The sequence below is a fragment of the Psychrobacter sp. 1Y6 genome (assembly GCF_052258385.2).
GTDB lineage: Bacteria > Pseudomonadota > Gammaproteobacteria > Pseudomonadales > Moraxellaceae > Psychrobacter.
Genome location: NZ_JBQQEW020000001.1, coordinates 209,705 through 223,584 on the forward strand (window position 1 = coordinate 209,705; position 13,880 = coordinate 223,584).

The 13,880-nt window shown below is 42.0% G+C and carries 14 protein-coding genes; 13 read left to right on the plus strand and 1 reads right to left on the minus strand.

Annotated features, from left to right (window positions below; genetic code table 11):
- Positions 1 to 40: 40 nt before the first annotated feature.
- Positions 41 to 619 carry a Fur family transcriptional regulator gene (locus ACTXGF_RS14510; RefSeq protein WP_443534996.1) on the minus strand — a complete coding sequence of 193 codons (579 nt, stop codon included), beginning with the start codon at positions 617 to 619 and terminating at the stop codon, positions 41 to 43.
- 210 nt (positions 620 to 829) lie between these two features.
- Between ACTXGF_RS14510 and ACTXGF_RS14515 the strand changes: the two genes are divergently transcribed.
- The 13 genes from ACTXGF_RS14515 to ACTXGF_RS14575 all read left to right on the plus strand — a co-directional run bounded on the left by ACTXGF_RS14515 (position 830) and on the right by ACTXGF_RS14575 (position 13,865).
- Positions 830 to 1,723 carry a metal ABC transporter solute-binding protein, Zn/Mn family gene (locus ACTXGF_RS14515; protein ID WP_443534994.1) on the plus strand — a complete coding sequence of 298 codons (894 nt, stop codon included), beginning with the start codon at positions 830 to 832 and terminating at the stop codon, positions 1,721 to 1,723.
- A 277-nt stretch (positions 1,724 to 2,000) separates the two neighbouring features.
- Positions 2,001 to 2,399: an ATP synthase subunit I gene (locus ACTXGF_RS14520; protein WP_057762011.1), complete on the plus strand. Its 399-nt coding sequence runs from the start codon at positions 2,001 to 2,003 to the stop codon at positions 2,397 to 2,399.
- 677 nt (positions 2,400 to 3,076) lie between these two features.
- Positions 3,077 to 3,943 (plus strand): F0F1 ATP synthase subunit A, encoded by an 867-nt coding sequence (gene atpB, locus ACTXGF_RS14525; RefSeq protein WP_101205957.1) that lies wholly within the window; start codon positions 3,077 to 3,079, stop codon positions 3,941 to 3,943.
- 33 nt (positions 3,944 to 3,976) lie between these two features.
- Positions 3,977 to 4,225, plus strand: a complete 249-nt coding sequence (gene atpE, locus ACTXGF_RS14530; protein WP_010197960.1) for a F0F1 ATP synthase subunit C — start codon at positions 3,977 to 3,979, stop codon at positions 4,223 to 4,225.
- A 117-nt stretch (positions 4,226 to 4,342) separates the two neighbouring features.
- Entirely contained in the window at positions 4,343 to 4,813 is a 471-nt protein-coding gene (locus tag ACTXGF_RS14535) for a F0F1 ATP synthase subunit B (RefSeq protein ID WP_101205956.1), read from the plus strand.
- 13 nt (positions 4,814 to 4,826) lie between these two features.
- Complete coding sequence (locus tag ACTXGF_RS14540; RefSeq protein ID WP_057762004.1) at positions 4,827 to 5,450, plus strand: F0F1 ATP synthase subunit delta; 624 nt, start codon at positions 4,827 to 4,829, stop codon at positions 5,448 to 5,450.
- Between the two features lie 93 nt (positions 5,451 to 5,543).
- Positions 5,544 to 7,088, plus strand: a complete 1,545-nt coding sequence (gene atpA, locus ACTXGF_RS14545) for a F0F1 ATP synthase subunit alpha (RefSeq protein WP_057762002.1) — start codon at positions 5,544 to 5,546, stop codon at positions 7,086 to 7,088.
- A 216-nt stretch (positions 7,089 to 7,304) separates the two neighbouring features.
- Entirely contained in the window at positions 7,305 to 8,186 is an 882-nt protein-coding gene (gene atpG, locus ACTXGF_RS14550; RefSeq protein WP_102093132.1) for a F0F1 ATP synthase subunit gamma, read from the plus strand.
- Positions 8,187 to 8,224: 38 nt separating this feature from the next.
- Positions 8,225 to 9,658, plus strand: coding sequence for a F0F1 ATP synthase subunit beta (gene atpD, locus ACTXGF_RS14555; protein WP_057761998.1), 1,434 nt, complete (start codon positions 8,225 to 8,227; stop codon positions 9,656 to 9,658).
- A gap of 114 nt (positions 9,659 to 9,772) precedes the next feature.
- A complete protein-coding gene (locus tag ACTXGF_RS14560) occupies positions 9,773 to 10,189 on the plus strand; it encodes a F0F1 ATP synthase subunit epsilon (protein ID WP_057761996.1) in 417 nt (138 codons plus the stop codon).
- A 600-nt stretch (positions 10,190 to 10,789) separates the two neighbouring features.
- Complete coding sequence (locus ACTXGF_RS14565; protein ID WP_057761994.1) at positions 10,790 to 11,506, plus strand: response regulator; 717 nt, start codon at positions 10,790 to 10,792, stop codon at positions 11,504 to 11,506.
- Between the two features lie 329 nt (positions 11,507 to 11,835).
- Complete coding sequence (locus tag ACTXGF_RS14570) at positions 11,836 to 13,533, plus strand: ATP-binding protein (protein WP_414559455.1); 1,698 nt, start codon at positions 11,836 to 11,838, stop codon at positions 13,531 to 13,533.
- Positions 13,534 to 13,685: 152 nt separating this feature from the next.
- Complete coding sequence (locus ACTXGF_RS14575) at positions 13,686 to 13,865, plus strand: hypothetical protein (protein WP_201548390.1); 180 nt, start codon at positions 13,686 to 13,688, stop codon at positions 13,863 to 13,865.
- Positions 13,866 to 13,880: the final 15 nt, after the last annotated feature.

The following is a 13,880-nucleotide window of genomic DNA, read 5'->3' on the forward strand; positions in this document are numbered from 1 at the left end:
CATGCTTAAAACGCTCACAAAAACCATAGTAGCTTTAATTTTACTGGCAAGCTTGGCAACGACCGCTAAGCTCAATGACACTACGCTCAACCACAAACCCCACATCTTGCTCGGCGAAGCTCATCATTTCCTGAACGGGCAGGCTGCTGCATTCTTGCACTCGTTGACACTGATCGCAGATCAAGAAGGCGGCTGTATGCTGGGCGCGAGGATGACAACAAGGAACATAAGCATTAATAGAGGTTAATTGATGAATCAACCCTTCACTTAGCAAAAATTCTAAACTGCGATAAACCGTCGGTGGCGCGACATTTTTCGGCGCGCGTTTTTTGGTTGTCTTAGTGTCCACTGACAGTGTCGGTGAGCTCGCTACTTTTTGAGTATCGCTATCATCAGGTATAGACAATCGCATTTGCTGCAACTGAGTGATTAGGTCGTAAGCGCCGACCGGCTGATCTGCCTCTAAGACCAATTGGTATATCTGCTGACGCAAAGGAGTAAAGCGCGCGCCATTTAGACGGCAATGCTCTTTAGCTGCTGCTAAGCGTTCATGAACATCATGCGGAGTCAGATCTTGCACATCATGCAAATGTTCGCAGATCGATGAAGTAATAGACATGGTACAAGCTCCTAAAAATAGCATGGTAATCGCATGACGTTTTTTATGATAGCGTTTTTTATTGTTATAGTATAACATACTAAAATAAGAACTGAGTGAATTGTCTTATAGTAGTCTTGTATATCTACCTTTTTCATAGGAGTGGGGCAGGACACTATTACTTATACGTTCGTTATCCAACATTGCTATCTAACAATAAAAGAGCTTACTATGAACGCTGTTTTTACTTACTCCGTACGTTCGCTTATCACATTACAGCGCTTGCTAATGACAGGACTGATAGTTCTAGGGTCTTTCACACTGAATGCACAAGCTGCAACGGTCAGTGTTAGTAATTATCCGCTATTCTTGTTAAGTGAAGCGGTAACGGAAGGTGCGCCATCAGCCAATCGACTATTGCAAGCGGGGGAGGTGGGTCATCATGGTAGTATCAGCCCAGGTGATATCAAGGCAATCAAAGACAGCAAGTTCGTCGTATGGTTCGGTGAGCCGCTAGAAAACAATCTAGCAGCAAGTCTAAAAACAGCCCCAAATGCCATTGCTTTATTTGAGTTTGATGCATTCAATCGCCATCCATTGCGTGACGTAAAGGGCGATACTATCGCGGGTACACTAGATCCACATATTTGGTTAGACCCTGAAAATGCCAAAGCCATTACCCGTGCATTGGCTGTGATTCATAGCCATGCCAATCCACAATATAAAGATCTATACCAAGCCAACGCGAAAAATTTTGCACAGCAACTAGACAAAGAAGTTACTGCATTTGAGCAAAGCTCTATTCAGAGTGCCTCAAAAACACGACCTTATTGGGCTTATCATGATGCGTATCAATATATCGAAGATAGTTTACACTTAACGCTCGTCGGTAGCCTTAGCGTGGATCATCATCTATCACCCAAAGCAAGCCAACTCCGTTGGTTGAATGAGCAGCGCCCAGCCAAGCAAATGTGTTTGATTAGTCCAAGTGAGCCAGCGAAAGGCTTACTTGCGAAGTTACAACCAGTGGAAAGTACGGTACAGCCAGAAGATATGAGTAGTAGCGATGATTTTATCAGCGGTTGGCAGAGTATGGCCAAACAGATATATCAATGTATCTCTTAATGTAGTCAAAAACAGCAATTTGCTAGGATTGTTTAAGTTGGTTGTATAGCTTCGCTTCAAGCATTTATTACAGACTAAATAATATAATAATCTTAGCAAAATGCGTTAGGTGACTGATAAAAGTCATATTTTACTTGCTTAATAGTTACGCTCTACCTATAATAAGTAGCGTTTTATTTTGGCCGAAAGGTAATGCCTGTAGAGTAAGTCATTCACGGATAAAATTATCATAAGTATGATATATTGTCCCAATGCTGTAAGGGCTATAGGAATACCGATGACCAAGCCTGCCAAACGCACGCAAAAAGACAAGATTGGCATCTATATTAAACGACAAGCATGGATACTATTTATCCTTATTATCATTGCTTGGTTAGTAGATACTATTTGGCTACATAGTGAGCTTACGATAGCAAAAAGCGCTGCAATTGGTGCGCTACTAAGTTTTATCACTCAAGCAGTATTTGCGTTTTTTATTTTTTGGTACACCGGATATCGCGCGCGCCAACACATCGTTAGCCAGCTATATCGGGGTCAAATGTCAAAATGGTTATTGACCGTGTTTGGTTTTGCACTAATTTTTATTACCGTACAACCCCTATCTGCGCCAGCGCTGTTTATCGGTTTTATGGTAATGCAAATTAGTCACAGTTGGATGTTGTGGCATATACGCTAGCGCTAATAAATGATCGCTAAACAGATGGTTTATTAATAGTACTGGCAAGTCACCCTGCCGTCCAGCTTCTCTATGACTAGTTCGAAAAGTCGAAGCACAACGCTGTCTTAGGATAGCACCAGTGATTGTAAAGACCGCACTATGAGTCTCAATGTTAGACGTAGTATGCAGTGAGAGGGTAGGGGTTATTCAACTATCTGTATTGCTGATAATTAGAGTATTGTTATCTGATTATGGTTAGTGGCTATATTAGCAAGTAAAACTGGTGGCTAACTTATTCATACAGTGGATAAAAAAATCACAATTGACTTTACACGAATACAACGCTGCATTAATATAGGCGGCTAAATATTTTGCTTATAAGCGCTACATTAAGCGCCGATCGTAAAAAAACGGTCAGTGGGCAAGCACATATATAATAATTTTGCGTATAAAAATGCAAGGGCTATTACTGAGTTATCATAAGCCCTTTTTTGATAGCTAAAATTTATCTCACGCTATCAAATATTGCATATTAGTAATAGAACTATGGGTTGGATGTTGTTGGTTACATGAGTGATTTAGTACGGTTTATTTGTCTGCTTAATAGCAAGATAGATATCCATACTACACCTCATCAGATGACAACCATATTTTTGGTAGTTGATTAAATCGTTGATTAATAAGAAGCTTACATTATGGCATCCGAGCAAACATCATCAGAATATATCTCTCACCACTTAACGAATTGGACGTATGGCTATCTGCCGGGCGAAGGTTGGAAAGTTGCTCATACTGCTGAAGAAGCAGGGGCAATGGGCTTTAACGCTATCCATCTTGATTCTATGCTATGGTCGATTGGTCTAGGTATCTTATTTTGCGCCGTCTTTTGGATGGTTGCCAAAAAAGTCACTTCAGGCGTGCCAGGAAAAACTCAGGCAGCAGTTGAGATGATCGTTGAGTTTGTTGATAACAACGTTCGTGATTCATACAGTGGTACATCAAAACTGATTGCGCCATTGGCGTTGACCATTTTTGTCTGGATCTTTTTGATGAACTTGATGGATTTGATACCTGTTGATTTCATTCCAGGTATTGCTGGGCAAATCGGTGCCGCTATGGGCCATGATCCACATCATGTTTTCTTTAAGATTGTTCCAACGACTGATCCTAACATCACGCTTGGCATGTCGTTCTCTGTCTTTGCACTGATTATCTTTTATAGCATTAAAGAAAAAGGTTTGGGCGGCTTTATCGGTGAGTTAACACTGCATCCGTTTGGCGCCAAAAACCCAATCGTACAAGCGATTTTGATTCCCATCAACTTCATCCTAGAAGCAGTTACTCTAATAGCCAAACCTGTATCACTTGGTTTGCGTCTATTCGGCAACATGTATGCTGGGGAATTGATTTTCATACTGATTGCTCTAATGCCGTTTTGGATTCAATGGGCGTTATCGGTACCGTGGGCTATCTTCCACATCTTAGTTATTACACTTCAAGCGTTCGTATTCATGATGCTGACGATAGTTTACATGTCGCTTGCATCATCAACTGAACATTAATTAGACATTCAATAGGTAAATGAGGATACATCAATGGATCCAGTATTAGGTGGTTACACAGTTATCGCAGTAGCACTACTTATCGGTCTTGGCGCACTTGGCACAGGTATTGGTTTTGCTATTCTAGGTGGAAAATTCTTAGAAGGCGTTGCGCGTCAACCAGAGCTTGGCTCACAATTGCAAACTCGTATGTTCATCGTAGCAGGTCTTCTTGATGCTATTCCGATGATCGGTGTTGGTATTGCTATGCTATTGTTGTTCGCTAACCCTCTAGCAGGTTAATCCGAAAGCTCAGTTGTAAATGTTTGGTATTCGGAGACTTTCTATCAAATATAGTCAAGATTTGACTACCAAACATGATCAATGAAACTGATTTTTCATTAACAAAGAGGTGATCACGTGAATATCAATTTTACCCTCGTCGGTCAAGCCATTGCTTTTGCAATATTTGTGATTTTTTGCATGAAATTCGTGTGGCCACCACTTATCGGTGCCATCAATGAGCGTCAGCGTAAAATTGCTGAAGGTCTGAATGCCGCAGAAAAAGCAAAAGCAGATTTGGCGACCGCGGAGCAAAATGTCCAGCAGGAACTTGATCTTGCAAAGACCAAGGCTGCCGCTTTAATCGAGCAAGCGAACAAGAGTGCCAATCAGCTCGTCGAAGATGCAAAATCGCAAGCCCAAGCGGAAGGCGAGCGCATTCGTCAACAAGCGCAAGCATCTATCGATCAAGAAATCAATCAAGCGCGTGAATCATTGCGTGCCCAAGTTGCTGAACTGGCTGTACTTGGTGCAGAGAAGATTTTGCAAGACAAAGTCGATGTGCAAAAACATGCCAGTATGTTAGACCAACTGGCGGCGAAGCTGTAATTGTGAGGATATAATGGCTGACTTATCAACCTTAGCACGACCGTACGCTAAAGCCGCGTTTGACTATGCCAACGAAAACGGCGCAGTCAACGAGTGGGAAAACTTCTTACTTGTTGCTAGCACTGTTGTCAATGACAAGTCGTTCAGTACTTGGCTAGACAATCCAGCTGTTTCTGCTGAGCATAAGTCAGCTGCTTTGGTCGATCTTTATGATACGCAAGTAGCTAGCGCTAATGATTCTGCTTTTAAGCAGTTATTAAGCGAAGCTCAAGGGACTAGCCTTGACAGTAACGTAAGCTATCCAAAAGTATCAGTAGCACTTAGTAACTTCGTTAAACAGTTATCAGAACAAGAGCGTCTGGCGCTGCTTCCTGAAGTTTATGAGCATTATCGCCGTCACAAGGCAATAAGCTTAAAGCAGCTTGACGCATATGTGACCTCTGCCTACCCATTGACTGATGAACAGCGTCAAACGCTACAAACGCGTCTTGCTGCCTCGCTAAATGCTAGTGTAGTGATTCACGAATCAGTTGATCCAAGTCTATTGGCAGGCGCTACAATCAAAGTCGGTGACAAAGTCATTGATGATTCGATGCGCGGCAAGTTACAACAGTTAAAAACACAGCTAACTGCCTAATGCCAATCATCAATACAGTCAAATATTGACTGTATGATTATAAGAGCAATTAAGTCAGTGGGCGGGTTATCATAAATTAAAGGAAACAAGGCAATGCAACAATTGAATCCAGCGGAAATCAGTAACCTGATTAAGCAGCGTATTCAAGACCTTGATGCGGGTGCAACTGCAAAGAATGAAGGCACGATTGTCAAAGTATCTGACGGTATCGTGCAGATTCATGGTCTTGAAGATGCCATGTACGGCGAAATGATTGAGTTTGAAGGCGAAATCTACGGAATGGCTCTAAACTTAGAGCGTGATTCTGTTGGCGCGGTAGTACTTGGTGATTACCTAAAGCTGCAAGAAGGTCAAAAAGCCTATTGTACTGGTCGTATTCTTGAAGTACCAGTAGGTCCTGAGCTGTTAGGCCGTGTTGTTGATGCTTTGGGTAATCCTATTGATGGCAAAGGTCCTATCGATGCCAAGATGACTGATAAAGTCGAAAAGATCGCTCCAGGCGTTATCGACCGTCAATCAGTAGATCAACCAGTAATGACTGGTTATAAAGCCGTTGATACCATGATTCCAATCGGTCGTGGTCAGCGCGAGCTTATCATTGGTGACCGTCAGACTGGTAAAACAGCGATGGCTATCGATGCGATCATCGCACAGAAAGCGTCAGGTATTAAATGTGTATACGTGGCTATCGGACAAAAACGTTCGACTATCGCTAACGTCGTACGTAAGCTTGAGCAAACTGGCGCACTAGAATATACCACTGTTGTGGTTGCTTCAGCATCAGAGCCTGCAGCACTTCAGTATATCGCACCGTACTCAGGTTGTACGATGGGCGAATACTTCCGTGACCGCGGCGAAGATGCACTGATTGTATTTGATGACTTATCAAAGCAAGCAGTCGCTTATCGTCAGATTTCACTACTATTACGTCGTCCGCCAGGTCGTGAAGCTTATCCTGGTGACGTATTCTATTTACATTCACGCCTACTTGAGCGTGCATCACGTGTAAATGCTGATTATGTAGAAAAGTTCACTAATGGTGAAGTGAAAGGTAAAACTGGTTCTTTAACCGCTCTACCAATCATTGAAACACAAGCTGGTGACGTATCTGCATTCGTACCAACTAACGTGATTTCGATCACGGATGGTCAGATCTTCCTAGAGTCTAGCTTATTCGCCTCAGGTATCCGTCCAGCAGTAAACGCTGGTATCTCGGTATCTCGTGTTGGTGGTGCCGCTCAGACTAAGATCATCAAAAAGCTATCTGGTGGTATTCGTACCGCTCTAGCTCAGTATCGTGAACTAGCAGCATTCGCTCAGTTTGCATCAGATCTTGATGACGCAACTCGCGAGCAGCTTGATCATGGTGAGCGTGTGACTGAATTGATGAAGCAGAAGCAGTATCAGCCGATGTCAATCTCTGAGCAAGCAGCCGTTATCTATGCTTCAAACGAAGGCTTCTTAGCTGACGTACCTGTCGAAAAGATTGGTTCTTTCGAAGAAGCGTACCTACGTTATATGCATGATGAGCAAAGTGAATTGATGCGTGAGATTGATGACACTGCGAACTACAATGATGATATCGCAGGTCGTTTAAAGTCATCTCTAGAGACCTTTAAACAAAATCACAGTTATTAATTTAACGGGTTAAGCCGAATTGGTTATAACTGTAGCTTAGAGCTGATAAAGTGGCGCGTTGTCTGACCAGATATTTGCGCCACTGTTTTAACCATTACCGGTATTAGATCGCGTAATGCCACAAGATATAAAATGTTATTCTGTAGGATTGATGTTGTATATCAAACGATTGTCGCATGCGCCAATGCTTTTTAACCCTCTTATATTGGAATCATTATGGCAAGCTTAAAAGAGATACGTGCCAAAGTCACCAGTATTAAAAGCACCCAGAAAATTACTCGTGCTATGCAAATGGTAGCGGCAAGTAAAATGCGTCGTGCACAAGAGCGCATGGAAGTGGGTCGCCCGTATGCTGATAGTATGCGCCGGGTTATTTCACATTTGGTGCATGCCTCATCAGACTACAAACATCCGTATATGGTATCGCGTCCAGTCAATAAGGTTGGCTATATTGTCATTACCTCTGACCGTGGCCTAGCGGGTGGTTTGAATATTAACTTATTCAAAGCCCTAACTAAAAGTATCCAAGATTATCAAGATCAGTCTGTACAAGCTGAGTTTGCAGTCATCGGTGCCAAAGGTGTGAGTTTCTTCAAAAACTTTGGTGGTAAAGTTACATCGGCTGTGACCGATTATGGCGACAAACCAACGTTTGAACAATTAAATGCACCGGTTCAAGCGATGCTTGAAGACTATAGTAACGGTAATATTGACCGTATCTATGTGGTCTATAACCGATTCGTCAATGCGATGACTCAGAAACCAACAGTCAATCAGTTGGTTCCTCTACCAGAGCAGTCATTTGATGATGAAGACAGTGGTCTACAGACAGAACTTAGCTGGGATTATATCTACGAGCCTGACATCAAGACGTTAATTGATGAATTGCTTGGTCGCTATATTGAGTCGATTGTTTATCAAGCGGTAATGGAAAACATTGCCTCTGAGCAGTCTTCACGTATGGTTGCGATGAAAGCGGCAACAGATAATGCTGGTGACCTTATTAACGATTTACAGTTGGTTTATAACAAGCTGCGTCAAGCGGCGATTACCCGAGAAATCTCGGAAATCGTTGGCGGTGCTGCTGCTGTTTCATAATTGACTACACCTATATATAGAAGTTCAAGGAGAACGCAATGAGTAGCGGTCGTATTGTACAGATTATTGGCGCGGTTCTTGACGTTGAGTTCAACCGTAATGAAGTTCCTCAAATTTTTGATGCCTTGCAAGTAGACGGTACCGAAACTACCCTAGAAGTACAGCAACAGCTGGGTGACGGTATTGTACGTACTATTGCAATGGGTTCAACTGAAGGTTTAAAGCGTAACCTACCTGTTACTAATACTGGCGCACCTATCTCTGTGCCTGTTGGTACTGGTACGCTAGGTCGCATCATGGATGTTCTTGGTCGTCCTATCGATGAAGAAGGTCCTGTTGTTGCTGACGAAAAATGGTCTATCCACCGTGAAGCGCCAAGCTACGCGGATCAGTCAAACAGCACTGAGCTACTAGAAACTGGTATTAAAGTTATCGATCTACTTTGCCCGTTCGCTAAAGGTGGTAAAGTTGGTCTGTTTGGCGGTGCTGGTGTTGGTAAAACCGTTAACATGATGGAGCTGATTAACAACATCGCTCTAAAACATGAAGGTTTGTCAGTATTTGCTGGTGTTGGTGAGCGTACTCGTGAAGGTAACGATTTCTATCACGAAATGCAGGAAGCTGGCGTTGTAAACACTGAAGACTTCAGTAAGTCTAAAGTAGCAATGGTATATGGCCAGATGAATGAGCCACCGGGTAACCGTTTACGTGTTGCACTGTCTGGTTTGACCATGGCTGAGTACTTCCGTGATACCAAAGATCCTGTTACTGGTAAAGGTCGTGACGTACTATTGTTTGTCGATAACATCTACCGTTATACGCTAGCGGGTACAGAAGTATCAGCACTACTTGGTCGTATGCCGTCAGCGGTTGGTTATCAGCCAACACTAGCTGAAGAGATGGGCTTACTACAAGAACGTATTACGTCAACTCAGTCAGGCTCTATTACTTCAGTTCAGGCGGTATACGTACCTGCGGATGATTTGACCGATCCATCACCTGCTACGACGTTTGCTCATTTGGATGCAACAGTTGTACTAAGCCGTGATATCGCATCACAAGGTATCTATCCTGCGGTTGATCCATTGGATTCAACGTCGCGTCAGTTAGATCCACAAGTAATCGGCGAAGATCATTACAATGTTGCTCGTGGTGTTCAGGAAGTTCTACAGCGTTATAAAGAGCTTAAAGACATCATCGCTATCTTGGGCATGGATGAGTTATCAGAAGAAGATAAACTGGTTGTTTATCGTGCTCGTAAGATTCAGCGCTTCTTGTCTCAGCCATTCCACGTAGCTGAAGTCTTCACTGGTGCACCTGGTAAATACGTACCATTACGCGATACTATTGCTAGCTTTAAAGCAATCATCGCTGGTGAATACGATGACCTACCAGAGCAGGCGTTCTACATGGCTGGTAGCATCGATGAAGTAGTCGCTAAAGCTGAAAAAATGAAGTCTAAGTCAGCGTAAGTTGTATGAGCATAAGCTAACGAGTAGATATAATATAAATCTTGTATCTACTCTTCAGTAACGCATCGCAGTTTTACTGTTTTTTGATCGCGCTTTGATGGTAAGGAATTAAGTATGGCAACGTTACAATGTCGCGTCGTAAGTGCTCGTGAAGAGTTGTATTCAGGCGAAATTAGCATGTTAATAGCTACTGGTACCGAAGGCGAGATTGGTGTATTGCCAGGTCACACACCGCTTATTACTTTGCTAAAGCCAGGTGCAATGCGAGTGCAAACACCAAACGGTGAAGAAGAAGTAATTTACGTCTCAGGTGGTGTATTAGAAGTACAGCCTAAGATGGTTACGGTATTGGCTGATACAGCTATGCGTGCACACAATCTTGACGAAAGTAAAATCGTCGAAGCACGTAAAAAAGCTGAGCAAATGCTAGTTAACCAGTCTGATACGCTACAAACCAATGCGGCTTTGGCCTCACTTGCAGAGTCAGTAGGACAATTACAGACTATTCGTAAGTACAAAAACCGCGCATAGTTTATTACTGATAGCTCTAGCTAATCATTTAGGGTTATCGCTAAAAGTAATAATAAAAAGACAGTCCATTATATGGGCTGTTTTTTTATGTCTATTCATTATGAAATTAACTGTTCTGCAGTAAATACGCATAGTTATGACTTGTCTATTATTTATGGCAGTTCAATCTATTCTCAAGAAAAATCTTTTATTATCAATGAATCATCGCCTATTGGAATTTTCTTAAAAAGACACTGGCGACAACGTTAATATATGGTTATATTAGACATAACGTATTAGAAGCAACGAGCAGTAACTGTACGCGATAACGTTGGCTCGATGGTTTGGGTAATTAGCAACCGATAGATAATACAAATTGCGATGTACTAACGAAGTAATTGACGTAATTTCTGGACGCAAACTAAAGTTTTGACAGGGGTAGTTTATAGGTTTTGTTACCGACTATCAGCTATAGTATAGGAAGCTGATAATTTAATAGTATACTGTGCTACCAAGTTTGTAACAGCTATACGAACATCAATTGTGCCACTATATGGTGCTATTAATTTTACCGCTCTTACTTTTACTGCTTTTAAATTAGATGTATTAGAGGATATAACAATGACAACGAATGAAGAAGACAACACCCCCCGAATCTTGATTGTTGAAGATGATGAGCGTCTGGCCATGCTGACTCAAGATTACTTGGTCAAAAATGGTTTAGAAGTGGCAATTGAAACTGATGGTAATCGTGCTATTCGCCGTATCGTCAATGAGCAGCCAGATATGGTTGTACTTGATGTTATGCTACCTGGTAGCGATGGTTTGACCGTATGCCGTGAAGTACGCCCGCATTATCAAAATCCAATTTTGATGTTGACTGCACGTACTGAAGACATGGATCAGGTATTGGGTCTTGAGATGGGTGCTGACGATTATGTTGCCAAGCCTGCTCAGCCACGTGTATTGCTTGCCCGTATTCGTGCGCTACTGCGCCGCTCAGAAAATGCACCATCAGAAGATGTGCCACAACGTCTAGAGTTTGGCGAGTTAGTAATTGATAACGGTGGTCGTTCAGTTAACCTAGGTGATGAGTTGGTTGATTTCACCAGTGCTGAATACGATTTACTATGGTTGCTTGCTTCTAATGCAGGTCGTATCCTATCTCGTGAAGATATCTTTGAGCGTCTACGTGGTATCGAATATGATGGTCAAGATCGTTCAATCGATGTGCGTATCTCACGTATTCGTCCAAAAATCGGTGATGATCCAGAAAATCCAAAACGTATCAAGACAGTACGTAGTAAAGGCTATCTATTCGTAAAAGAAGGCAACTAATATTGTTGCTTCTATAGGTTGATTAATTATTAATCACTATTCGAAAAAACCAGCAATGATGCTGGTTTTTTTGTGGCTAAATTCTAATTTTTAAACTTAAATGCAGTGTTATGTGGTTTAATTAACCCATTATTATAGACGCTGACTAAATATATGTCATACATATAAGTCTTTGGATGATTGCCACATATGAATTAAAATGCGGTAATTAAAATTCAAAGTTAAAGTCTATCTCTATTCGATCATGCTCGATACCATCAAACACATAGCACTATCTATATGTTTGATGATATTAACAATCTCTATTTATTAAGTTGGTCACGGCACGTATGTCATTAGTCTCTTCTTTAAAACACAGTATTTTTGTTCGTATCTATGCCGGGCTACTTATAGTCTGCTTGTGTGTGGCATTGTTTGCGCAGTTATTGATGGATACCATTAATAAGGAGCGTGTGCAGTCCTATCGTGAAAATATGGCAATGGGGGCGTTCCATTTGGTGAGTGAAGGAATTGCTCACCAAAATAGCGAGGAAGAGCGTGAATATTGGTTATCAGATGCGAGTAGTTTGTTTGGTACTACTTTTAAAGTCTTGCCTATTGACGAAGTAGACTTTAGTGCCAGTGAGCTACGACGCTTTAAAAATGATAATACCGTTGTACGTTATTTCAACCAGCCTGTATATGCAGATGTTTACTATCGTTTGCCGGACAACAAGAGTGTGTTAACAGCGAGAATCTCTCAAGTTACCGAGCAGCAAGTACGAGCAATTGCGGTCTTTTTATTAGATGATTTGTCTTATCACATGACGCTATCGGACAAGCGCGCACGTTTGGCTGAATTGGAGAAAAAGTTTTCTTTTCCTTTAGCGTTTAAAGCAGTTAATACGCTTGAGTTAGATTCAGATCAGATGGCTCGTCTGCGCCGTGACGAAGTCGTCATATCGTTGCAAGATACTAACAGTAGTACGAGTAACTCTGCGATTAGGGTAATAGTACCCTCTGAAATCAATGATATGGCAATTTTGATTGGGCCTATACCGTTATTTAACTGGTTCCCGCTTAACTTAATTATTAGTATGATTCTTATCAGCATGTTCTTAATTAGCTTGGGTGTGTATGCGCTCATCTTCCCGCTTGAACGTAAGCTACAACTGATTCAGGTAGGTGTAAATGAGGTCAGCCAAGGTAACCTTGATATTCAAGTACAGGTTATTGGTCAAGATGAAATAGCGCGTTTATCAGCGACTTTTAATGCCATGACCTCGCATATTAAGCGTTTGATTGAATCACAGCGAGAGCTTACCCGAGCGGTCTCACATGAGCTGCGTACGCCAGTGGCTCGTATTCGATTTGCGGTAGATATGCTTGCTGATACGGATGACGAAGACTCACGTTTTATGCAGCGTGACTATATTGATGAAGATATTGAATCGCTTAATGGTTTGATTGATGAGATTTTGACCTATGCTAAGCTTGAGGAAGGGTCACCAAAGTTAGACTTAGAGCCAGTAAACTTAAGAGAGCTGTTAGAGCAGATCGAGCGCGAAACCAATGCGCTAGGTAAACCCATCAAAATAGTAACCAGTTTGCCAAATGCCAAAGTAACGGCAGTTGCAGATAGACGCTACTTACACCGTGTGATTCAGAACCTTGCAGGTAATGCGTTACGCTATGCAGAAACAACCATTATTATTAGTGCAGGTGTCAAAAAAGGTAATGCCTTCGTTAGTGTTGAAGATGATGGACATGGTATTCCTGAGGCAGATCGCGAAAAAGTATTCATTCCATTCTCACGCTTAGATGATAGTCGTACACGCGCGTCAGGTGGCTATGGTTTAGGCTTGTCTATTGTATCGCGCATTGCCTTTTGGTTTAATGGTAGTATGAAAGTAGATGAGAGTCGTGAGTTAGGCGGCGCAAGGTTTGTGATGACATGGCCTATCAAACCATTGACTCAGATTCTTGCTGCTGATGAATTGACGCAAGAGAAAAGCGAGCGCGACTTCGATACTAAGTTGTCAGACTAAACCAAGTTATAGGGCTAAGCCATAATTATTAGTTATGATACTAAAGATAATCGGCGTCATCTTAACGGTATAACACGATAGCGCTTTATAGCTAGGTGACGCGCTTGTCGCTATTTTTAAGACAGTTGGACAATGTCATAGGAGGGCATAGGATGCCATATTTATTTGGTGGCTTGGTAGTGTTGAATGCGATTACACTAGGCTATTATTTATTTTTAAAACAGCCGTCAACGACCCAAACACTACAAGCAGCTCAGGCTGAAATTACCCAGCCATTAGCTTTTACTAACAGTGCTGAGTATATCCCGCCGGCTATTGGTAGCAAAGACTAGCTTTGATATCTTTGC

Coding starts and splice junctions, on each gene's coding strand:
- atpG (WP_102093132.1), top strand. CDS start 7,305: ATGGCAAGCTTAAAAGAGATACGTGCCAAAGTCACCAGTATTAAAAGC.
- ACTXGF_RS14560 (WP_057761996.1), top strand. CDS start 9,773: ATGGCAACGTTACAATGTCGCGTCGTAAGTGCTCGTGAAGAGTTGTAT.
- ACTXGF_RS14565 (WP_057761994.1), top strand. CDS start 10,790: ATGACAACGAATGAAGAAGACAACACCCCCCGAATCTTGATTGTTGAA.
- atpB (WP_101205957.1), top strand. CDS start 3,077: ATGGCATCCGAGCAAACATCATCAGAATATATCTCTCACCACTTAACG.
- ACTXGF_RS14570 (WP_414559455.1), top strand. CDS start 11,836: ATGTCATTAGTCTCTTCTTTAAAACACAGTATTTTTGTTCGTATCTAT.
- atpA (WP_057762002.1), top strand. CDS start 5,544: ATGCAACAATTGAATCCAGCGGAAATCAGTAACCTGATTAAGCAGCGT.
- ACTXGF_RS14515 (WP_443534994.1), top strand. CDS start 830: ATGAACGCTGTTTTTACTTACTCCGTACGTTCGCTTATCACATTACAG.
- ACTXGF_RS14540 (WP_057762004.1), top strand. CDS start 4,827: ATGGCTGACTTATCAACCTTAGCACGACCGTACGCTAAAGCCGCGTTT.
- ACTXGF_RS14510 (WP_443534996.1), bottom strand. CDS start 619: ATGTCTATTACTTCATCGATCTGCGAACATTTGCATGATGTGCAAGAT.
- ACTXGF_RS14575 (WP_201548390.1), top strand. CDS start 13,686: ATGCCATATTTATTTGGTGGCTTGGTAGTGTTGAATGCGATTACACTA.
- atpD (WP_057761998.1), top strand. CDS start 8,225: ATGAGTAGCGGTCGTATTGTACAGATTATTGGCGCGGTTCTTGACGTT.
- ACTXGF_RS14520 (WP_057762011.1), top strand. CDS start 2,001: ATGACCAAGCCTGCCAAACGCACGCAAAAAGACAAGATTGGCATCTAT.
- atpE (WP_010197960.1), top strand. CDS start 3,977: ATGGATCCAGTATTAGGTGGTTACACAGTTATCGCAGTAGCACTACTT.